This is a genomic window from Kutzneria sp. CA-103260 (assembly GCF_018263855.1).
Classification (GTDB): Bacteria; Actinomycetota; Actinomycetes; order Mycobacteriales; family Pseudonocardiaceae; genus Kutzneria.
The window spans coordinates 2,798,605-2,819,469 of sequence record NZ_CP073318.1 but is presented as its reverse complement, the minus strand read 5'-3'; the positions used below and the strand labels follow the sequence as shown (position 1 = coordinate 2,819,469).

General features: G+C 70.4%; 13 protein-coding genes. 5 read left to right on the top strand and 8 right to left on the bottom strand.

The genetic code is table 11. The annotated features are described in order from the left end of the window. Positions 1 to 11 precede the first annotated feature (11 nt). Together JJ691_RS12010 and JJ691_RS12005 are read right to left on the bottom strand one after the other, a co-directional pair. On the bottom strand, positions 12 to 2,702 hold the full coding sequence (locus tag JJ691_RS12010; RefSeq protein WP_211768855.1) for a BTAD domain-containing putative transcriptional regulator: 2,691 nt from the start codon (positions 2,700 to 2,702) through the stop codon (positions 12 to 14). A gap of 147 nt (positions 2,703 to 2,849) precedes the next feature. Next, entirely contained in the window at positions 2,850 to 3,446 is a 597-nt protein-coding gene (locus JJ691_RS12005) for an SRPBCC family protein (protein ID WP_211768854.1), read from the bottom strand. Between the two features lie 106 nt (positions 3,447 to 3,552). Between JJ691_RS12005 and JJ691_RS12000 the strand changes: the two genes are divergently transcribed. Next, the gene (locus tag JJ691_RS12000) at positions 3,553 to 4,161 is read left to right on the top strand and encodes a TetR/AcrR family transcriptional regulator (RefSeq protein WP_211768853.1); all 609 of its coding nucleotides are present in this window, start codon (positions 3,553 to 3,555) and stop codon (positions 4,159 to 4,161) included. A 72-nt stretch (positions 4,162 to 4,233) separates the two neighbouring features. Further along, a complete protein-coding gene (locus JJ691_RS11995; RefSeq protein WP_211768852.1) occupies positions 4,234 to 6,330 on the top strand; it encodes a right-handed parallel beta-helix repeat-containing protein in 2,097 nt (698 codons plus the stop codon). Position 6,331: 1 nt separating this feature from the next. Here the strand turns inward: JJ691_RS11995 and JJ691_RS11990 are convergent, their stop codons facing one another. Beyond that, positions 6,332 to 7,906: a succinic semialdehyde dehydrogenase gene (locus JJ691_RS11990; RefSeq protein WP_211768851.1), complete on the bottom strand. Its 1,575-nt coding sequence runs from the start codon at positions 7,904 to 7,906 to the stop codon at positions 6,332 to 6,334. Continuing rightward, positions 7,903 to 9,534, bottom strand: a complete 1,632-nt coding sequence (locus JJ691_RS11985) for a GMC family oxidoreductase (protein WP_211768850.1) — start codon at positions 9,532 to 9,534, stop codon at positions 7,903 to 7,905. The genes JJ691_RS11990 and JJ691_RS11985 overlap by 4 nt, the downstream gene beginning before the upstream one ends. A gap of 300 nt (positions 9,535 to 9,834) precedes the next feature. On the opposite strand from JJ691_RS11985, the gene JJ691_RS11980 reads away from it, so the two are divergent. Together JJ691_RS11980 and JJ691_RS11975 are read left to right on the top strand one after the other, a co-directional pair. Continuing rightward, positions 9,835 to 11,358 (top strand): glycosyltransferase family 39 protein, encoded by a 1,524-nt coding sequence (locus JJ691_RS11980; RefSeq protein ID WP_211768849.1) that lies wholly within the window; start codon positions 9,835 to 9,837, stop codon positions 11,356 to 11,358. A 225-nt stretch (positions 11,359 to 11,583) separates the two neighbouring features. Next, positions 11,584 to 12,966 (top strand): sugar porter family MFS transporter, encoded by a 1,383-nt coding sequence (locus JJ691_RS11975; RefSeq protein WP_211768848.1) that lies wholly within the window; start codon positions 11,584 to 11,586, stop codon positions 12,964 to 12,966. Positions 12,967 to 13,057: 91 nt separating this feature from the next. Here JJ691_RS11975 and JJ691_RS11970 read toward each other — a convergent pair whose 3' ends face one another. Next, positions 13,058 to 14,389, bottom strand: coding sequence for a PQQ-dependent sugar dehydrogenase (locus JJ691_RS11970; RefSeq protein WP_249227852.1), 1,332 nt, complete (start codon positions 14,387 to 14,389; stop codon positions 13,058 to 13,060). A 112-nt stretch (positions 14,390 to 14,501) separates the two neighbouring features. Here JJ691_RS11970 and JJ691_RS11965 point away from each other — a divergent pair, with 112 nt between their 5' ends. Further along, a complete protein-coding gene (locus JJ691_RS11965; RefSeq protein WP_211768847.1) occupies positions 14,502 to 15,281 on the top strand; it encodes an SDR family NAD(P)-dependent oxidoreductase in 780 nt (259 codons plus the stop codon). On the opposite strand, the gene JJ691_RS11960 is transcribed toward JJ691_RS11965, so the two are convergent. From JJ691_RS11960 to JJ691_RS11950, 3 genes are read right to left on the bottom strand one after another with little or no spacing between them, the layout of a single operon-like run. Next, a complete protein-coding gene (locus JJ691_RS11960; protein ID WP_211768846.1) occupies positions 15,278 to 16,084 on the bottom strand; it encodes an Fpg/Nei family DNA glycosylase in 807 nt (268 codons plus the stop codon). The genes JJ691_RS11965 and JJ691_RS11960 overlap by 4 nt on opposite strands. A gap of 9 nt (positions 16,085 to 16,093) precedes the next feature. Next, positions 16,094 to 16,867, bottom strand: coding sequence for an SDR family NAD(P)-dependent oxidoreductase (locus tag JJ691_RS11955; RefSeq protein WP_249227851.1), 774 nt, complete (start codon positions 16,865 to 16,867; stop codon positions 16,094 to 16,096). A gap of 13 nt (positions 16,868 to 16,880) precedes the next feature. Then, positions 16,881 to 20,537 (bottom strand): RiPP maturation radical SAM C-methyltransferase, encoded by a 3,657-nt coding sequence (locus tag JJ691_RS11950; protein WP_211768845.1) that lies wholly within the window; start codon positions 20,535 to 20,537, stop codon positions 16,881 to 16,883. Between the last annotated feature and the right edge of the window lie 328 nt (positions 20,538 to 20,865).

Below are 20,865 nucleotides of genomic sequence, written 5' to 3'. Positions count from 1 at the left end.
GTCCACAACACTCATTCCAGAGCTAGCGCGACAACCTCGGGACGGCTCATGGCGCGGCCCTGCGCGACCAAGTCGTCGAAGGTGGTCCGACCGAGATCGGCGACGGCCAGCGACGAGGCGTGCTCGGCATCGCGGGCGGTGTCGCCGATCACGGCGGGGCCGAACTGGTCGACCAGGACGGAGGCGGCCCCGGTGAGGAGGGCCGAGCGACGCGGACGGCCGTCGTGGGCGGCGCCGATGGCGAGGAAGGTGAGCGCGTACATGAGGGTGAACCGGGCGTCGAGGCGGTCCCAGATGCCGACGGCCTCGCGCAATACCCGCTGCGCGCCGGCGGCATCACCAAGCCGGAGCAGGCCGAAGCCCTGGTAGTTCAGGGCCAGGCCGAGATCCCATTCGCCGCCGTCCCGCCGCAGGCGCGCGACCATGCCCGCGAGGACTCGTTCGGCCCGCGCCGCGTTGCCCGTGATCAGCATGACGTAGGCCCGGCCGGCCTGGACGCCGAACCGCGAACTGGCCCAACCCAGTTGGCGCAGCACGGTTTCCGCGCCGTCGAACGCCCGCAGGGCGGTCTCGTACTGGGCGAGCCAGACGGCGACGTTGCCCTGCGCCATCAGCGCCGTCGCCCTCGCCTCGGGGGCGACCCGGTCGGCGGCGGCCAGCCGGGCACTGTCGCCGGTCAGCCGCAGCGCCAGCTCGGGATCCGTGCCGGCGACGGCCATTCCGTGCATCGCGAGCACCCCGACCCGGCTGGCGGCGCTCATCGCGGACCCGTCGGCCAGCGCCTCGGCCGCCCACCGCCGGCACTCGAAGAAGCGGCCCTGGATCAGCCAGTGCCAGAACACGAAAACCCCGGCGAACCGGTCTGTCTCGCCACGGTCCAGCAGCCAGCGCATCGCGGCGCGGAGGTTGTCGTGCTCCCGGCGCAACCGATGCAGCCACGTCATCTGGTCCCGGCCCTGCGCGCCGATCCGGGCGTGGGCCACGAATTCCTCGAAGTACGCCGCATGACGGGCCCGCCCCGGCGCAGGATCGGCGCAGCCGAGGGTGAACGCCCGGATGGTCGCCAGCATCGTGTAGCGGTCGTCCTCCCGGACGATCAGGCTCGCGTCGACCAGCCGGCCGTGCAGGTCGAGGACCGTGGCCGGATCGGCGCCGGCGACCGCGATGGCGGCCTCCAGCGTCCAGCCACCGGCGAACACCGCGACCGCGTGCAGCGTTTCCTGTTCGGAGGCGTCGAGCAGCCGGTAGCTCCAGGCGATCGTGTCACGCAGCGTGCGCTGGCGTTCGGGCAGATCGCGCGGGCCATCAGCCAGCACCACGTGGGAATCGTCCAGCAGGGTGAGCAACATCGCCGGGGACAGCTGGCGAGTGCGCGCGGCGGCCAGTTCGATCGCCAGCGGCAGGCAGTCCAGCCGGTCACAGATCGCCGCCACCACAGGCGCTTCGGCTGCGCCGGCCCGTTCGACGAACAGCTCCGCGGCGGCTTCCGGTCGCAGCGGCCCCACCACGTGCACGTGTTCGCCATGGATCCGCAGCGGCGAGCGGCTCGTGGCCAGCACGGTCAGGCCGGGCGCGCCGTCCAGCAGCAGCCCGATCTCCAGCGCGGCGGCGGACAGATGTTCCATGTTGTCCAGCACCAGCAACAGATTCCGGTCGGCGAGATAGACCCGCAGCGCGTCCGGCAACGCCACGCCGCCCACGTCCTGGATGCCCAGGCCGGCCGCGACTGTCGCCAGCAGCAGATGCGGATCGGCCAGCGGGGCCAGCGAGACGAACGCCGCCGCGCCGTCGAACCCGTCGGCGACGGCCATCGCCAGCCGGGTCTTGCCCACTCCCCCGGGCCCGGTCACCGTGAGCAGCCGGACGGCGGCCAGCCGGGCCAGGATCGCCGACACCTCGCCGTCACGGCCGATCAGCCGCGTGCGGGCGACCGGCAGCGCCGACCGGGTCGCGGCCGGGGCGGCGAGCTTCGGATCGTTGCGCAGGATGGCCAGTTCCAGGTCCTGGAGCTCAGGCCCGGGGTCGACCCCGAGTTCGTCGGCCAGCTGCCGACGAGTGCGCCGGGCCGCGTCCAGTGCCGCGGCCGCCTGGCCGTTGCGGAACGACGCGAGCATCAGCTGTCGGGTCAGCCGCTCCCGAGCCGGATGCTCCCGCGCCTGCGCCGTGATGTCCCCCAACGCCTCGCCGTGGCGTCCCAACCGCAACAGCGCGTCGAACCGGTCCTCCACCGCGAGCAGGCGGGACTCCTCCAGGCCCCCGAACAGCCGTTGCCGCACGTCTGGCGCGACGGTGTCGGCCAGCGCCGGCCCCGTCCACAGGGCCAGCGCCTGGTCCAGCACTGCTACCCGCCGATGGTCGTCCCGGCTCTCCCGGGCCTGGTCCACCAGGGCTCGGAAGCGGTGCACGTCGACACTCATCGGATCCGCCGCCAGCAGGTAGCCGCTGCCCCGCGTGCGGACCTGGAGGTCGGCCCCGGCCAGCAGGTTTCGGATCTTCGACACCATCACCCGCACCGCGTGGGTCGCCCGGCTCGGCGGCTCGTCCGGCCACAGCCAGGCGATCAGACGGTCGATCGGCACCACCCGGTTGACCTCGTAGGCCAGGGCCGCGACCACGAGCCGCTGCTGGCGCGGCCCGAGCGGCAGCACCGTCGGACCGCTGCGGACCTCCACCGGCCCCAGCAGACGCACCTCCACGCGCACCCCCGGATCATCCGCCGTCCGAACACCATCTGACCCGGATCCGATCGCCGTGCGCAATGGTGGACCGGTCGAGGCCGTCAGGCCCGACCACGTGGGGGGAGGGGTGCCGGCCGGTGGCGCGGCGTCGCCACCGGCCGGCACCCCTGGTCACCGGGCTTCGGCGGCGGCCTTGAGGTCCTTCAGCCAGGCTTCCAGGCCCTGGCCGAGGAACTCGGTCGCGAGCGGCACGTTGGCGTCGACCTGGGGACCGGTATGGGTTTCCTCGGTGCGCACGAGCACGCCGCCGGCGACGGGGATGAAGTTCCAGACGTGCGTGCCGTCGATGTGCAGGCCCTCGCCGTCGGCCGGGCCGGTCCAGCGGACGCACTGGTAGGGCCGCAACTGCTGGACGGTGGACGTGATGACCAGCGTGGTCGCCGGGCCGGCCGGGGTGGCGGGAACCGGCGTGGTCCAGCGGAACTGCGAGTGCCGGTGCAGCGGGCCCGGGTCGAGGCGCTTGGCGCTGGTGACGGGCTGCTGCCAGGACGGCCAGTGGTTGATGTCGGTCTGCACCTTCCACACGGTGCTCAGCGGCGCGTCGATGAAGGTCTGCGTCCGGTAGCGGACCTGGGCGGCGGGGTCGACGCCGGCCCCCTGGCAGGTCAACGAGGCCGACGACGCCGGCGCGGCCTCGGCGGGGGCGGCGGCGACACCGCCGAGCAGGGCGGCGGCCAGCGGGAGCGCGAGCAGGGCGGAGCGGTGCATGACATACCTCCGAGTTACGGCGACTAACTTGAGTTAGAAGCTATAACTCCACTTCGGTGAGAGTCAATAGGAAGAGTGATAGCCTCTAACTGGAGGTGCCGGAGGGATGGAAACACCACGGGAGCGCTACCGGGCCCAGGTGCACGGGGAGATCAAGCGGCATGCCTGGGAGCAGCTGGCCACGACCGGTGTGTCAGCGCTGTCGCTGAACGCCATCGCCAAGCGCATGGGCATGAGCGGCCCGGCGCTCTACCGGTACTTCGCCAGCCGCGACGACCTGCTCACCGAGCTCATCGCCGACGCCTACCGGAGCCTCGCCGACGCGGTCAGGGGCGCCTTCGACGCCGGCGCCGACGTGGCCGGGCTGGCTCACACCATCCGGGCCTGGGCTCTCGACGACCCGCACCGGTACTTCCTGATCTACGGCACGCCGGTGCCCGGCTACCACGCGCCCGACACCACCACGGCGATCTCCGGCGAGATCTTCGCGGTGCTGATCGATGCGCATTCCGCCCTGCCACCCAGGGAAACCCGGTTCGAGGCCGACATCCCCTGGGTCGGCGGCGACCCCACGTCGCCGGCCGTGCTGCACCGGGCCCTGTCCTTCTGGACCCGCCTGCACGGCGTGCTGTCCCTCGAACTGGCCGGCCACTTCGCCGGCATGGCCTTCGACCCGGCCCTGCTGTTCGACCAGGAACTCGACGATCTGGTCTGAATGCCGTGAACCTCGCACTCGGCCCAACCGGAACCGCTAACGTTGACCCACCGTGAGTGGGGAGTCGGGTACATGGTCAAGACGTTCCGGGTGTCGCAGACATCGCGACATGGCCACCGGACCGTCAGCTCGGCCCTGCAGGCCGCCGGCCTCAAACGCAAACCGGCGCGGATCGAGATCGGCCCGGGCCGCTACGAGGAGCCGCTACGCGTCAACGGCGATGTGGAACTGGTCGCGGCCGACGGCCCCGGCACGGTCACCCTCTACTCGGCCAACGGCCCCGTCATCGAGAGCCGGGGTCGCGTGCAGCTCAGCGATCTGGTGCTGGTCGGCTCCGACAACGACGCCGTCCGCTGCGCCGCCGGGACGCTGACCATCGAGCGGTCGCAGATCCAGGGGCACAGCGGCGTCAGCGTGCACGCGGTCCCCCAGACGGCGATCACCTTGCGGGACAGCCTGATCAGCAACGGCCGCGTCGTGTTCGCCGGCGCCACCGGCCTCGTCGAACGCTGTGAGCTCACCCGCTCCAGCACCAACGGGATCGCCGCGATCGAAGGCGCGGACGTGCTGATCCAGGACTCGCGGATCGAGGACTGCCAGATCCACGGCGTGCTGGCCAGCCGATCGCGGGTGACGGTCGTCGGCTGCCGCCTGACCGGCACCGGCAACGACAGCCTATCGACGGAGAAGCAGGCGACACTGGACATCCGGGACTGCCACATCACCGCGTCGCACCAGAGCGGAGTGACCTACCGGGACCAGTCCACCGGCCTGATGGAGCGCACGGTGGTCAGCCGCTCGGCGCACGGCGTCGCGACGCACAGCGGGGCGCGGCCGATCGTGCGCGAGTGCGTGTTCGAGGACTGCCACGACACCGGGATCAACGCCAACTCCCGGGGACTGGGCCGGTTCGAGAACTGCGAGGTCGTCCGCGCCGGCAACGTCGCGGTGTTCGCCACCACCGGCGGTTCGCCCGCGGTCGACGGCTGCCGCATCACCGGCGGGCACGTCGGCATCGCCCTCATCGGCGGCCGTGGCCAGTTCTCGCGGTGCGAGATCAACGGCGTCACCGCCGTGGCCCTGCGGGTCTGGCAGGAATCCACCGCCGACTTCACCGGTATCCGGGTCGACGGCGGCGCGGTCGGGCTGGACGCGCTCGGCCCCGGCGGCACGAACGCCGTGCTCACCGACACGCACTTCCGCAACATCGGCCGCATCGGCGCGTCCATCTTGGAACAGGCCCGGGTCACCCTGCGCGGCTGCACGTTCCACGACGGCCTGGGCGGCGTCTCGGCCGGCGGCGAGTCCCAGCTGTTCGCCTACGACTGCCACATCGACCACACCCAGGCCGGCGGGGCCATCGCCTACGGCAAGGCGGTCTTCACCGCCGAACGCCTGACCGTCACCCAGCCCGGCGCGTACGGACTCGCGGGCCAGGACTCGGCCTTTCTCGACGTCAAGGACAGCGAGTTCGCCGACACCCGGCACATCGGCATCACCACCAGCGGATCCTGCGGGGGCCAACTGCTGCGCTGCACCGTCACCGGGGACCGCGGTTCCGCCGTGGTGCACAACGGACTGGTCCAGCTGAACGATCTACGGTCCTCGCTGCCGGTCACCGAGCGGGCGCCCGAGCCGCCGCCGGAGATGCCGAAGTGGATCGTCAACTACTTCAACGGTCCGGTGTTCAACGCCGCCGTCTACAACCCGACGCTGCACCAGGGCGATCTTGGCGCACCGGCACAGGAAGGGCCCCGGATGCCTGACGACCAGCCCCAGTCGGTCACCAACAACTTCATCGGGCCGGTGATCAACAGCGAGGTCCGGAACTCGCCGATGTTCTGGAACAACAACACCGTCAACTTCGCGCACGTCGAACAGGTCGCCCCGGGCTTCGAGGAGGTGGCCCGGGTGGTCGGGGCCGTGCTGAACCGGCTCGGCGACCTCGGGCTGCCCGAGACGGAACAGCGGGACGCGACCCAGAGCGCCAAGGAAGTTCTCGCCGAGGTGGGCAAGCCGGAGCCCGACCGGGGTGTCGTGCGCCGCGGTCTGAACGCGCTCAAGGGCGTGCTGCTCCAGTTGACCGCCGGCCTGCTCACCGGAGCCAACGCCGGCGCGGTCGAACTCGGCAAGGACCTGATCCGCGAACTGGGCCACATCACCCTCTGAGCTAGCGGATCCGCAGCTTCCTCATGAGCTTGAGCGAGGAGAGCATGCCGGTGACGTACTTCTCCGGATCCTGGCCGGGCTTGGCCCCCATGACCTGCTTCTTCAGCACGGCCACGTTCTGGGCGTCGGTGTACTTGAGCAGGCCGGGGTCGCCGTGGCGGACGCCGACGCCGGAGTTCTTGAAGCCGCCGGAGGGCGTTGCCTTGCTGGCGAAGGACGTCGCGAGGATGTCGTTGATGTTGACGTTGCCGGATTCGAGGCGCGCGGCCACCGCCCGGGCGGCCTCGACGTCACGGCTCCAGACCGAGGCGTTGAGACCGTAGTCGGTGTCGTTGGCCAGCGCGACTGCCTCATCGACAGTGCGGTACTTGTGCAGCGCCACCACGGGACCGAAGGTTTCCGTTACGCCGCAGAGCATGTCGGCGTTGACGCCTTCGAGGACGGTCGGCTCGAAGAAGGCCGGCCCGAGGTCGGGGCGGGGCTTGCCGCCGCAGAGCACGGTGGCGCCCTTGGCCACGGCATCGTCCACATGGGACTTGACCCGGCGCATGTGGTCGACCGAGACGAGCGAGCCCATCTCGGGGCCGAACTCGTAGGCGGCCCGGACGTCGAGACCCTGGGCCCGGGCCACGAAGGCGGCCTTGAACTCGTCGTACCGGGACTCCGGCAGGTAGATCCGCTCGATGTGCATGCAGATCTGGCCGGTGTTGCCGAACGCCCCGAACACGGCCCCCTGCACGACTTCGTTCATGTCGGCGTCGTCGAGCACGATCATCGGGTTCTTGCCGCCGAGTTCGAGGCAGCAGCCGATGAGGTTGCGCCCGGCCCGCTCCCCGATCACCCGGCCGGTAGCGGTGGAACCGGTGAACATGACGTAGTCGGCGTTGTCGATCAGCGTGGGGCCGACATCGGGTCCCTCACCACAGACGACCTGGAACAGGCCCTTGGGCAGGCCGGCCTCCTCCAGCATCTGCACGCCGTAGAGCGGCGAGAGCGCGGTCTTGTTGTCGGGCTTCAACACCACGGCGTTGCCGGCCATCAGCGCCGGCAGGGCGTCGGAAATGCCGGTGGCGAAAGGAAAGTTCCACGGCGCGATGATGCCGACGACCCCCTTGGGCTGGCGGATCTCGGTCGAGGTGGACAGCATCGGCACCGGTCCCCCACGCCGGACCGGGGCCAGCAACTTGGCCGCCCGCTTCAGGTAGTGGCTCATCACCATCGGCGGGTCGCAGGTCTCCTCGATCGCCATCTGCCGGTTCTTGCCGCTCTCCACCTGGATCAGGTCGGCGACCGTGCGGGCGTTGTCGACGAAGATCGTGTGCGCCCGCTTGAACACGGCCAGGCGCTGCTTGACCGGCGTGGCCGCCCACTCCCGCTGCGCCGCCCGCGCGGTGGCGAAGGCCTGCTCGACGTCGGCCGGACTGGACTGCGGCAGGTCGACCAGCGGCTCGCCGGTGTAGACCTCGGTGAGCCGCCACGGCGCACGGCATGCTCCCCGTACTCGGGCGACCAGTTGGCGCAGGAAGGCGTCGGTGGTCGACGCCGGGCGGGTGAGTCCGAGCGGGGTGAGGGTCATGGCCGGCTCCCGAGGACGAGCTGCGCGCCCATCTCGCCGATCATCAGGCAGGGCGCGTTGGTGTTGCCGCCGGTGATCGACGGCATGATCGAGGCGTCGCACACCCGCAGCCCGTCGACGCCGCGGACCCGCAGGTCCGGGCCGACCACCGCGAGCTCGTCGACGCCCATCCGGCAGGTGCCGACGCCGTGGTAGACCGAGGTCGCCCGGTTCAGCATCGCGTCCCGCAGCTGCTGGCCTCGCAGCTGCGCGCCCGGGTGGATCTCGGTCTTGACCGCGCCGTTGAACGCCGGCGAGGCGAAGATCTCCCGCACCATCTCCGAGCCCTCGGCCAGCACCTCCAGGTCGGCCGGGTCGGCCAGGTACTGGAAGTCGATCAGCGGCGCGGCCTGGGGATCGGCCGAGGCCAGCCGCAGCGTGCCGCGGCTGCGGGGGTAGATCAGCGTCGCCAGAACGGTCAGCGCCGGGCGTTTGTCGATGTCGTGCCGGATCGGCGCGTCCTGGTTGGGCGACACGTAGGCCCAGGGCAGCAGGTGCAGCTGGAGGTTGGGAATGGCGTCGGCCTGGGAGGTCTTGAGGAAGGCGACCGCCTCGAAGACCGAGTTGGCCAGGAACGTGCTGCCGGGCCGCAGCAGCTCCTGAAGCAGGCCGCGGGCGTAGTACGGCGCGGTGCCCCGGTTCCGGCTGGTCGCGACGTGGAAGGTGAGGGCGTGGAACAGGTGGTCGTGCAGGTTGTCGCCGACCGGTAAGTCGGCCAGCACGTCGATGCCGTGCTCTCGCAGGTGCTCGGCCGGGCCGACGCCGGACAGCATCAGCAGTTGGGCCGAGCCGATGAAGCCGGCGGAGAGGATGACTTCCTTGCCCGCCCGCACGGTACGCCGGGAGCCGTTGGCGTCGACGACCTCGACGCCGACGGCGCGGCCGTTCTCGATGATCACCTTCGTGACCAGGACCTGGGACTGCAACTCCAGCGTCGGTGGCGCGAGGTGGTGGATGTAGCCGCGGGAGGCGCTGTAGCGCAGGCCGTCGGCCGCGCTCTGCTGCATCCGGCTGACGCCCTCCTGCTGGGCGGCGTTGTAGTCGTCGAGGATCTGGCAGCCGATGGCGTCGGCGGTGGCCTCGATGAACTGGAGCGAGCCCTCCTGCGGTTTCGTGGGCCGGGTGACCCGGATCGGGCCGCCCGCGCCGCGGAAGTCGTTCTCCCCGTCCTCGAAGTCCTCCAGCCGCTTGTAGACCGCGTTCACGCTGTCCGCGTCCCAGCCGGTGTTGCCCTCGGCCGCCCAGGCGTCGAAGTTGGCGCGGTTGCCGCGGACGTAGACCATGCCGTTGACCGAGCTCGATCCGCCGACCACCTTGCCCCGAGGCACCGGCATCCGCCGATCGAGAACGTGTTTCTGCGGCACCGTGTAGTAGCCCCAGTCCACCAGCTTCTTCAGCTGCGGCACCGCGTGCATCGGCCCGACCAGTCCCGGCTTCTTGATCAGCAGCTGTTCGTCGCTCTTGCCCGCTTCCAGCACGATCACGCTGGCCCCGGCCTGGGCCAGCCGGCCCGCGAGCGCGGCCCCCGAGCTGCCCGACCCGACCACCACGTAGTCGGCCTCATCGCCCCGCCGCGCCCTGTCGACCATCGTCGCTCCTAGCCCCGCCACCAGAAAACTGGAACGTGTTCTAGTCCGAAGTCAACCGTATTGCGTCGCCACCCGGATCCGCAACGGCGGACCGCGAGATCGTCGAGGAACCCCGCTGCCCCCACCTCCACCGCCGCACGTGAGTGGCTCATTTGAGCTCCACATCTGAGTGGCTCACATGACGCCGGAGGTCATGTGAGCCACTCAGGTGCGAACCCGGCCCAGCATCACCCTCACCCTACTGACCTGCGGCGATCCATCTATACACCGCGTGTATAACTCCAGTGTATAGTCGATTGCATGGTCCTTCAGGCGACGCTTCCGGCGCGAAAACCCAGTCCGATCGACACCGCCCGGCGGCAGCCGGCCCGGATCGAGTGGCGAGGTGTGCTCGCGGTGGCCGGCGCCGTGGCGCTGCTGCTGGTCGCCCTCGCCGCGCGCTACGGCTACTACCGCGACGAGCTGTACTTCCGGATGTTGAGCGATCACCCGGCCTGGGGATACGTGGACCAGCCGCCGCTGACGCCGCTGCTCGCGGGCCTCGGCACGCACCTGTTCGGGGACACAGCGGTGGGCATCCGGGTACCGGCGGCGCTGTGCGCGGCCGCGGCGGTCGTCCTCACGGCGATGATCGCCGCGGAGCTGGGCGGTTCGAGGCGGGCACAGGTCGTCAGCGCCCTGGCCGCGGCGACATCGTGCTATGTGCTGCTGGTCGGCCACACGCTGCTCACGTCCAGCATCGACCTGGTGGCCTGGCTGGCCGTGGCGCTGTTCGTGCTGCGGGCGTTGGTGCGGGGCACCGGCAAGTGGTGGCTGTTCGCCGGCGTGGCGGTGGGAATTTCGTTCTACAACAAGTACCTCGTGGTGTTGCTGTGCCTCGGGCTCCTTGCGGGCCTGGCCACGGTCGGGCCACGGCGGGCGCTGGTGAACCGCTGGCTGCTGGGCGGGGTGGCGATCGCGCTGGTCATCGGCGCGCCCAACCTCCTGTACCAGGCAGTACACGACTGGCCCCAGCTGAAGATGGCCTCGGCGCTCAGCGCCGACGGCAACGGCGACCGCAACCGGCTGTTCCTACTGCCGGGTCAGCTGATCCTGGTCGGTCTGCCGCTGGCCCCGGTCTGGCTGGCCGGGCTGGTCGGGTTGTTCCGTCGACCCGAGTGGCGCTCGGCCCGCGCCGTGGCGGTCGCCTATCCGGTCGCGCTGGTGGCGATCTGGGTGACCGGCGGTCGCCTGGACTACGCAGCACCGCTGGTTCTGGTGCTGCTCGCCGCCGGCTGCGTGCACCTGGACTCGTGGGCGTTCCGACGCCCTCGCTTGATCACATCGGCCCTGATCGTGAACGCCACGACGTCCGCCTTGCTGGCGCTGCCGGTGCTGCCCGAGTCAGTGCTTGCACAAACACCGATTCCCATGGCCAATGTGGAGGCTCGGGACAGCACCGGCTGGCCGGAACTGACCCGCCAGGTCGGGGCCGTGGTGGCGAATCTGCCGTCAGAGCAACGGAATTCGGCAGTGCTACTGGCCAAGGACTATGGCGAGGCGGGCGCGCTGGACCGCTGGCGGGACGACTACCACCTCCCGCCGGTGTTCAGTGGCCACAATGAACTGTCGACGTGGATGCCGCCGGCGACAGCTACCACGGTCGTCTCGGTCGGGGTTCCCAGTGACCAACTGGCCCCGGCGTTCGCGCAGTGCAGCACCATCGGCACCGTCCAACTTGGTCCCGACAGCGTCAACCAGGCCCAGCAGGAGCCGATCGTCGTGTGCACCGGCCGGCAGTCGTCGTGGGCGCAACTGTGGCCCCGGCTCGCACATCTGGGCTGACGATCTCTGCCCGAATACCTCTTCCACACGACCGAGCGTTGCCCGGTTCACCGAGCTTCACTCGGCCCGAAGGGCCAGATGGGCCGAATATCACTGCCTTTTCTTACCGAGGTTCACTCTTTCGCCGGATCTGAAGCCCTTTCCAGGCTGCCCGTTCGGGTTCGTCCGACCGTGCCTCATCTTCCCAACACCTCTATGGTGTCAGGCCTGGGAGAAGGGACAACGATGACCTCTGCCACGACATCGACGTCACGGCGCACAGTTCGGAACTACGGAATCTGGTTCTTCGGCGCGCTCGGCGGCATCCTGTGGGGCTATGACACCGGCGTGATCTCCGGCGCCTTGTTGTACATCGACAAGGACATTCCGCTCAGTCCACTCGAACAGGGACTGGTCGTGTCCGGACTGCTGGCCGGTTCGATGCTCGGCGCGGGACTCGCCGGCCGGCTGGCCGATTCCTGGGGCCGGCGCAGAATGATCCTCGGCTCCGGCGCGGTGTTCGTGGTCGGCACGCTCGGGGCCGCGCTCGCCGGCAACGCCCCGTTCCTGGTCGGATTCCGGTTCATCATGGGCGTCGGCGTGGGCGTCGCGTCCGTCGTGGTCCCGATGTACCTGTCCGAGCTCGCCCCCAAGGAGGTGCGAGGGAAGCTCACTTCCCTGATGCAGCTGCTGGTGACCGTGGGCATCCTGGTGGCGTACGTCGTCGACTTCGCGCTGTCCTCCGGCGGCGACTGGCGCTGGATGATCGGTCTCGGCGTGATCCCCGCCGTGCTGCTGATGTTCGGCATCTACACCCAGCCCGAGAGTCCGCGCTGGCTTGCCGTGCACCACAAGGAAAGCGGCGACGCCGAGAAGGTGCTGATCTCGCTGCGCGGCGACCGTGACGCCGCCGTCGCCGAGCTCCGCGAGATCGAGGCCAGCGCCCGCAAGGAAGCCGAACAGGCCGAGCCCCTGCGCCTTCGCATGCTCACCAGCGGCCGCCTGCGCCCCATCTTCATCGTCGGCATGCTGCTGGTGTTCTTCCAGAACTTCGTCGGCATCAACACCATCATCTACTACGCGCCCACCCTGCTGACCAACGTCGGCTTCGGGGCCTCCGGCGCCATCCTCGCCAACGTCGGCATCGGCGCCGTCAACATGCTCATGACCCTGCCGGCCATGCGCCTGATCGACGTCGCCGGCCGCCGGCCGCTGCTGCTCTACGGCGCCCTGGGCATGTGCGTGGCCATGATCCTGCTCGCCGTCGTCAACCTCTCCGGCCTCAGCACCGGTCCCCTGCTGCTGGCGCTGACCCTCGTCGGCATCGTCGTCTACATCGCCTCGTTCTCCATCTCCTGGGGCCCCGTGCAGTGGGTCGCCCTGCCGGAGCTGTTCCCCCTCAAGGTCCGCGCCGGCGCCGTCGGCATCTGCGTGGTCTTCAACTGGCTGTTCAACCTCCTGGTGGCCCTCGCCTTCCCGTCCCTGCTGGCCACCTTCGGCGCCGGCCTGAACTTCCTGTTCTTCGCCGTCATGACCGGCCTGGCGTTCCTGTTCGTCTCCCGCCTGATGCCCGAGACCAAGGGCCGCAGCCTGGAAGACATCGGCAACGACCTCGTCTACGACAAATAACCTCGTACCCCCGCGAGTCCCGCTCTCGGGCAGCTGAATGTCGAGTTCCAAAACTCCACATTCGCTTGCCTGAGAGCGGGACTCGCGGGGTTTACGGGGGTGTCAGGCGGTAGATGGCGCCGGCCTGGTCGTCGGTGATGTAGACGGCATGGTCGGGGCCGAGGACGGCGGCGACGGGGCGGCCCCAGCGGGAGCCGTCGGTGGCCTGGAAGCCGCCGACAAGGGTCTGCTGCTTGCCCAGTTCGCCGTTGGCCCAAGGGAAGAACGACACCTCCGGCGCGCGGGGTGGGGAGGCGTTCCACGAACCGTGCACTCCGACAAGGGCGCCTTGGGCGTAGGAACCGGGCAGGCCGCCGTTGACGAAGGACAGGCCCAGCGGGGCGGAGTGACCGCCGAGGGTCTGCTCGATCTTGGGCAAGGTGCCGCAGTCGAGCATCTTGCCGTCGGGGTTGAGCTGCACGTCCCGGGTGAACGGCACGTTGGACAGGTCCTGCTTGCTGCCCTTGGCGCCGGGAGTGGTGTCGGGGTCGGGGTTGCAGTACGGCCAGCCGAGGTTCCGGCCGGCGGTGAGCTTGGCCAGGGGCTCGACGGGGTGATCACGCACGTACTCGGGGATCACCTCCCCCTGCGACGAGCCTGAGGCGTCGCCGTAGGGACGGTCGAAGGGGTATTCGATGTTGTCGCGGTTGTTCACGGCGGTCCACACCGCGCCGTCCGGGGCGATGGCCAGGCCGGTGCCGTTGCGGACACCGACGGCGAACGGCTCGGCCTTCCCGCCGCCCGGCGGCACCCGCAGGATGGAGGCCCGCGGCGGGGTCGCCTTGAGGTCGTCGGCGGAGATGTTGCCGGTCGACCCGACCGACACGTACACCGAACCGTCCGGGCCCACGGCGACGCTCTTGAGGGCGTGGGCGTATGTGCCGCCCAGCTCCGGGCTCTTGGCGTCCGGCAGGCCGGTGAGGATCGGCTTCGGGTCCGTCGCCTTGCCGGCCGCGTAGGAGTAGGCGTCCACACGGTCGCTCTGCGCGACGTACAGGGTCGAGCCGACGAACGTCAGACCGTGCGGCTGGTTCAAGCCCTGCAACAGCACGGACTGGGTCGCCGTGCCGTGGCTGTCGGGCACCAGCCGGACCACCGTGCCGTCGGCCGGCACGGAAACCAGGAGCGCGCCGTCTGGCGTCCAGGCCTCCAGCCGCGCCGCCTTGACCCGGGCGAACACCGACATCGTCCAGCCACGGGGTATCAGCACGTGTCGCGGCTCGTTCAGCGGCGACGCGTCCAGGCCAGCCGGCACCGTCACGGACACCGACACGAGGTCCGCCGGCGCGGCGGCCGCGGGCGCTGGGCCCGACGAGCCGGAACTGCATGCGGAGGCCGCCAGGAGTGCGGCCATGGACAGTGCGGCGACGCGTCGAATAGTCATGCCGGCCCTTCGCCTCGGACGAACCCCATCGATTCTGCCCGACACTTCTGTACTTGCCGGTCCATTTTCTCTTCGGCAGTCTCGGGAACAGCCCTGACGAGAGGAATTCCCGATGGATCTCCAGCTTCACGGCAAGCGCGCCCTGGTCACCGGGGCCAGCTCCGGCCTGGGTGAGGCGATCGCCACCCGGCTGGCCGACGAGGGCGCGTCGGTCGTGGTGCACGGCCGTAATCACGAGCGAACGGTCGCCGTGGCCAAGGCCATCGACGCCTCGTACGCCATCGGCGACCTGGGCTCCGACGGTGGAGCCGACGAGGTCTACGCCGCCGCCGTCCAGGACGGTCCCGTCGACATCCTGGTCAACAACGTCGGCGCCTACGACATGACCGCCAGCTGGGCCAGCACCTCCGCCCAGGACTGGGCCGACCTCTACAACGTCAACGTCCTCAGCGCCGTGCGCATGATCCAGCGCCTCGTGCCCGCCATGCGGGAGCGCGGCTGGGGCCGGGTGATCCAGATCAGCAGCGTCCTCGGCGCCGTTCCCGCCGCGTCCCAGCCGCACTACGCCGCCACCAACGGAGCCCGCAACGCCCTGGCCAAGTCCCTGGCCCGGGAACTGCGGCACTCCGGCGTCACCTCCAACACCGTCGCCGCCGGCGGCATCCTCACCCCCGCCAGCATCGCTCCCCTGACCGAACTCGGCCGCGAGCACGGCTGGGGCCAGGACTGGGAGGAGATCGAGCCCCGGCTGGTGGAAGCCTTGGCCCCCAACGACATCGGCCGCATCGGCCGCCCGGCCGAGTACACCAGCCTCGTCGCCTACCTGGCCAGCCCGCTGTCCAGCTACCTCACTGGCGCGACCGTCGCCGCTGACGGCGGCTGGCACGCCTAGCCAAGGACTTGTTCGGCGCTGCACCACCAGGTGGTGCGGCCGCCGACGGTGCCCTTGGCCATGGGCGCGCGGTCGCGAGGGCAGAGGGCGCCGGCGTGGCGGAAGGGGATGACGGTGAGGGTGTGGACGCCGCCGTCGGACAGGGCGGCGGCGACGGCCTCGCGAGTGGCACGGAGGAGCTTGCCGACCTCGCGGGCAGTGAGCTCGTCGACCGGCTGGGCGGGGTGGACGCGGGCCCGCCACAGGATCTCGTCGGCGAGCAGGTTGCCGATGCCGGCGAGGGCCCGCTGGTCGAGGAGGCGGGCCTTGACCGGGGCGGTGCCGCCGGTGAGGGCGGCACGGAAGGCGGCCGGGGTGATGATGGCGGCGTCGGGACCGAGGCGGTCGACCGGCGGATCGAGGGTGATGCGGCCCAGCCGTCGAGGGTCGACGAGCATCATCCGGCCGCCGTCGTCGAAGGTGAGGGCGAACCGGGACCAGCGGTAGTCGCCGGCCACCCGGCGGCCCTCCCAGTAGTCGCCGCCGTCAATCTCGCCGCCGTCGGCGTCGGCAATGACGATCTTGCCGGACATACCGAGGTGGATGCCGAGGACGGCGCCGACATCCGAGGTGTCACACCACAGGGACTTGCCCCGCCGGTGCGCGGCGGCGAGCCGGCGACCCACCAGGGCGGCGCGGATCTCACCGGGTGGATGCGGCCGGCACACGTAGGAATCCGTGTCGTCGACATCCACGATCAGCCGCCCGAGCGCGGCCCGCTCGATCACCGAGCGGGCCGACTCGACCTCCGGGAGTTCAGGCACCCGATCATGCTACGTCCGCAGGTACGACGCCCCGTTGACATCCAGGATCGTGCCGGAGCTCCAGGCGGCCTCGGGCGAGGCCAGGTAGACCACGGCGGCGGCGACCTCGGCGGGGGTGCCGACCCGGCCGAACGGACTCTGGCTACGCAGGGCGTCGCCCTCGTCGCCGGTGAGTTTGGCCGCTTGCCGTTCGGTGGCCACGAAGCCGGGAGCGACGGTGCTGACGGCGATGTTGTGCGGGGCGAGCGCGATCGCCAGGGACTGCCCCAGCGCATGCAAGGCCGCCTTGCTCGCACCGTAGGCCGGGTGCTCGGGCTCGCCACGGAACGCTCCCCGGGAGCCGACGTTGACGACGGCCCCCGGCGCGGAGCGGGCGAGCAGGTGCCGGGCCACCGCCCAGGTGACATTGGCCGCGCCGAACAGGTTGACCTCGAAGGTCCGCCGCCAGACGCTCACCCAGTCCTCGTAGGCGACCTCGGCGATGGCGTGGCGGGAATCCGCGGTCGGAGCCAGGGCGGCGTTGTTGACCAGGACGTCCACCGCGCCGAGCCCGTCCACCGCCTCGGTCACGACGCGAGTCGCCGCCTCCGGGTCGGACAGGTCGCCGCGAACCAGCACATGCCCGTCGCCGGTCAACCCGCGCAGGGTCTCCTCCGCGTCGGAAGCGCCGTTGCCGTAGTGCACGGCGACCCGGTCGCCCCGCGCGGCGAACGCCTCCGCCACCGCCCGGCCGATACCCCGTGACGCACCGGTGACCAGCACGCCCCTCATCCCGTCACCCATTCGGTGATCCTACTCAGCGCACGACCACCAGCGGCAACTCCTTGCGCTGCGCGGGCGTCTCTGTGTCCACATCGGACGGTTCGAAGGGAGACATGACCAAGCTCATGATCCGCTCCCCCTCGGTGAACAAGAGGTTGTTGGCCCGCAGGAAGTCCAGGTGCGCGTTGACGACCTGAGGATCCAGGCTGAGATCATCGGCCAGCCGGCGCGGCGTGACCGGGGCGGTCAGCCGGCGCAGCAGCGGCAGCAGGGCGGCGTCGATGTCGACCCGGCGGACCGTGCCGTCACGGGTGTCGTGCACCCAGTGCCGGCCGTGCTCGGAGCGCAGCACCAGCTCGGGACGCTCGACCCCGGGCTCCCACATCGCCTGCCACCACTGGACCTTCTCGTTCAGCGGCTTGAGCCAGGTGATCGCGTCGAGCAGGTACGGCGAGATGTTGCGGTCGGAGAAGAAGTAGGCCATCCGCGCGATCTGCTCGGCGCCGAACGGGTAGATCAGCGGGTAGAAGTCCATCGGCGTGAGGTCGAGGCCGTACTCGTCGGCCTTGTCGTAGTACGGGCTGTACCGGTCGAACCGCACCATGTGGGCGCCGCCCGGCGGCGGCAGATGGGTCATCAGCGGGATGTCCTCGACGTACTTGGCGCACACCTCGGCCGACTCCCGGGGAAAGCCGAACAGCAGGTTCCAGCCGGGGCTGATGCCGTGACGCAGGCAGCTGCGCAGGAACTGGAGGTTGAGGAACGAGGTGGTGCCCTTGTTCATCAGCTTGAGCGTGCTGGTGGCCATCGCCTCGATGCCGGGCTGGATCCGGGTCACGCCGGCCTTGGCCAGCACCGCCATGTCGTGTTCGCTCAGCGGCACCTTGATCTCGTAGAACAGCTGCACGCCGTCGGGGGTGTCCAGGCCGGAGAACACCTCCCGGGGGTAGCTCTTGGGCATGATGTTGTCGGTGCAGATGAACTCCTGGCACCACGGGCTGAACTCGTCGAACAGCCACTCGAACTGGGCGCGGGCCTTGTCGGCGGCCATCGCCCGGTAGTCCATGCCCTGGCCGTTGAGCCCGCAGAAGGTGCAGTGCGAGCGCTGGCCCCACCAGCAGCCTCGGGACGTCTCGAAGAACAGGATCGGCTTGGCGACCTCGGGACCGCCCAGCCGATCGCGGTTGGCGTCGAAGGCGGACACGAAACCGGAGTAGTCGGGCCGGAAGTAGTCGTCGATGCTGCGGTCGCGGCCGACGGCCTTGACGAACCGCGGCTCATGGCAGTTCTGGGCGGTCAGCACACCGGGGATCTCGTGCACGCCCTCGGGGGTGCCGTCCAGTAACTGCTTGATGTACTGGGGAAAGCTGTGCAGGGCCGGCCCGGAGAAGACGGCGTCGATGACGTCGACCTCCTGCGCGATCACCGCACCCATCGGCGCCTCGCAGTTGGCCCCGCCCAGCAGCGTCACAGCGTTCGGGTTGAGCCGCTTGACCACCCGGGCCATGCCGATGCTGGCCGCGTGTTGGGCGAACATGGACGTGAAGCCGACGATGTCGGCGGTGTCCAGCCCGTGCTGCACGGCCAGCTCGGCGCAGAAGTCGGCGATCCCGGCCCGCCGCTCCAGGATGTGCTCCCGGAACTCCCGCGAGGCCGAACCGGCGTAGTAGCGCTGGAAGTAGTCGTCGGCGTTGTCCGCCAGGTCGGGGAAGGCCACCGGCCGGAACAGCCAGTCGCCGATGCCGGTCATCAGGTGGCTGACCTGCTCGGCGATCGCGTCGTAGGTGTCGACGCCGAGGTAGTGCGCGAAGTCGATGTTGAGATAGCGGACCTCGACCTCGACCGCGTCCCCGAACTCGCGGCGGGCCAGGGCACTGAGCTGGCTGAGCGCGAACGACGGCTTGCGCCAGTCCGCGAACGGCATGGTGACCAGCACGATCCGGGTCATGCGGTTCCCTTCTGATGTCGGGGTGCGGCGGCGCAGCTCCCGCGCGAACAGCCGCACCAGCGGGTGGATCCGGTAGCTGCCGGGTGGACCCGGTTCGAGCAGGTGGTGGTCGGCCAGGCGGTCCAGCGCCGGGTACGCGCCGTCGTCCGGTTCGACCGAGACGTGCGATTCCTTTCCCAGCAGGGGAAAGGCTTCGGCCGCCGCCCGGTCCACCGGGTCCGGGCTGGTTTCCAGCACACGCAGGCTGTCGGCGAACGCCGTGCGCACGGAGCTCAGGGCCGCAAGGCGGCGCGGATCACGCAGCCGCGCAACCAATGCCGAGATCGGGTGCTCGGGCCGGGCGGCCAGCCGGGCGCCGACCTCGCGCAGGGCGAGCGGCAGCCCGGCGCACAGGGTCACGGTGGTCGCGGCGGCTTCGGGTTCGGCGTCGACGCGGCCGGCCCCGGCCCAGTGCCGCAACGTTTCCAGCCCGGCGGCCGCGTCGAGCCCGCCGAGGCGGAGCCGGGCGGTCGCATCCACCGCGCTCAGCCCGATCCGACCAGTGACCAGCACCAGACAGCCCGCCGCGCCGGGCAGCAACGGAGTGATCTGGTCCGCGTCCCTGGCGTCGTCCAGCACGAGCAGCACCCGCCTACCGGCCAGCTCCGACCGGTACGCGGCGGCGAGTTCCTGTTCGTCGGCGGGGATTCGCTCCCGGCCGAGCCCACGCAGCAAGCCGGCCAACGCCTCGGTCGGAGTCAGCGGCTGTGAGCTTTGTCCGCGCAGGTCCAGAAACAGCTGCCCGTCGGGAAAACGGTCGGCGCACTGGTGTCCGAAGTGGACGGCCAGCGCCGTCTTGCCGACGCCGGCGAGGCCACCGATCGTCACCACGACGGGTCGCCCGGCCGTGGTGAGCACGTCGCGCAGCACGGCGAGTTCGACCTGCCGCCCAGCCAGTCGGCCCGGGGCGGCCGGTAGCTGGCGAGGCGGTCGGAAGCCACGCGGTGCGTCGGCAGGCTGCGCCAACAAACTCCGGTCACCGGCCAGCACCCGGCGGTGCAGGCGTTGCAGTTCCGGCCCGGGCTCGATGCCCAGTTCGTCGACGAGCACGCCTCTGGTGTCGGCGAACACCCCCAGCGCCTCGGCGTGCCGGCCGGACCGGAACAGCGCGAGCATGTGCTGGGCGCGCAGGCGTTCCCGCAACGGGTGGGCTGCGACCAGCGCGGTGAGATCGCGAATGACCTCCCGGTGGTGGCCGAGTCGCAGCCGGGCCTCGATGAGATCTTCCTCGGCGGCCAGCCGCTCCTCGGTCAGCGCCGACCGCACGGCGGCGGTCACGGCGGAGTCCTCGACATCGGCCAGCGGCTCGCCCCGCCAGCACCCGAGCGCCCGTCCCAGCAGCTCCGCCTTCTCCCGGTCGCCAGCGGTGGCGTTGCCCGCGGCCACCATGGCACGGAAGTGGTGCAGGTCGACCCGGTCGGCCGGGACGTCGAGCTGATAGCCGGGCGGTCGGTGCAGCAGCCGCACGGTCGGATCGTCCGCGAGCATTCGTCGGAGCTGGGACACGCACCCCTGCACGACGTTGCGAGCGCTGTCCGGCGGCGGGTTGTCGCCCCAGAGCGCCTCCCGCAGCCGCTGCGCCGGCACGACCTGACCGGGCGCGAGCAACAGCATCGACAGCACGCACCTGCGTTGCGCGCTGCCGAGCGTCAGTTCGTCGCCATCCCGCCAAACCGCGACCGTGCCGAGCAGACCGAATTCCATTCCACCCCCAGTGGTGCGGCCTGTCGCGAGCGTCCCACCCCGGTGTCCCGAAGTTCAAGAAAAATGTGCGGACCAACGACTGACGGTGTGCCCTTTGAGGCAGAGAACGCAATCGCCCTTCCGCCCTTTGATGCACCGCACGTCCCGGGTTTCCGTGCTAGAACTGCGTGTAAGCCCGGCATTCAGCGTGCGATCAGCGTCGACTCAGCGACCCGTGCGACGGTGAGCAGGAGTACGAACGTTATCGGGCGCGCCGGGGTCGAATTGCCCGTCGGGCGTTTCGGTGTTTTTACTGGGGGCGTGTCGGCCGCATTTGTCGGCCGACCGG

Coding starts and splice junctions, on each gene's coding strand:
- JJ691_RS11995 (WP_211768852.1), top strand. CDS start 4,234: ATGGTCAAGACGTTCCGGGTGTCGCAGACATCGCGACATGGCCACCGG.
- JJ691_RS11975 (WP_211768848.1), top strand. CDS start 11,584: ATGACCTCTGCCACGACATCGACGTCACGGCGCACAGTTCGGAACTAC.
- JJ691_RS11980 (WP_211768849.1), top strand. CDS start 9,835: ATGGTCCTTCAGGCGACGCTTCCGGCGCGAAAACCCAGTCCGATCGAC.
- JJ691_RS11970 (WP_249227852.1), bottom strand. CDS start 14,389: ATGACTATTCGACGCGTCGCCGCACTGTCCATGGCCGCACTCCTGGCG.
- JJ691_RS11985 (WP_211768850.1), bottom strand. CDS start 9,534: ATGGTCGACAGGGCGCGGCGGGGCGATGAGGCCGACTACGTGGTGGTC.
- JJ691_RS11990 (WP_211768851.1), bottom strand. CDS start 7,906: ATGACCCTCACCCCGCTCGGACTCACCCGCCCGGCGTCGACCACCGAC.
- JJ691_RS11955 (WP_249227851.1), bottom strand. CDS start 16,867: ATGGGTGACGGGATGAGGGGCGTGCTGGTCACCGGTGCGTCACGGGGT.
- JJ691_RS11965 (WP_211768847.1), top strand. CDS start 14,502: ATGGATCTCCAGCTTCACGGCAAGCGCGCCCTGGTCACCGGGGCCAGC.
- JJ691_RS11950 (WP_211768845.1), bottom strand. CDS start 20,537: ATGGAATTCGGTCTGCTCGGCACGGTCGCGGTTTGGCGGGATGGCGAC.
- JJ691_RS12000 (WP_211768853.1), top strand. CDS start 3,553: ATGGAAACACCACGGGAGCGCTACCGGGCCCAGGTGCACGGGGAGATC.
- JJ691_RS12005 (WP_211768854.1), bottom strand. CDS start 3,446: ATGCACCGCTCCGCCCTGCTCGCGCTCCCGCTGGCCGCCGCCCTGCTC.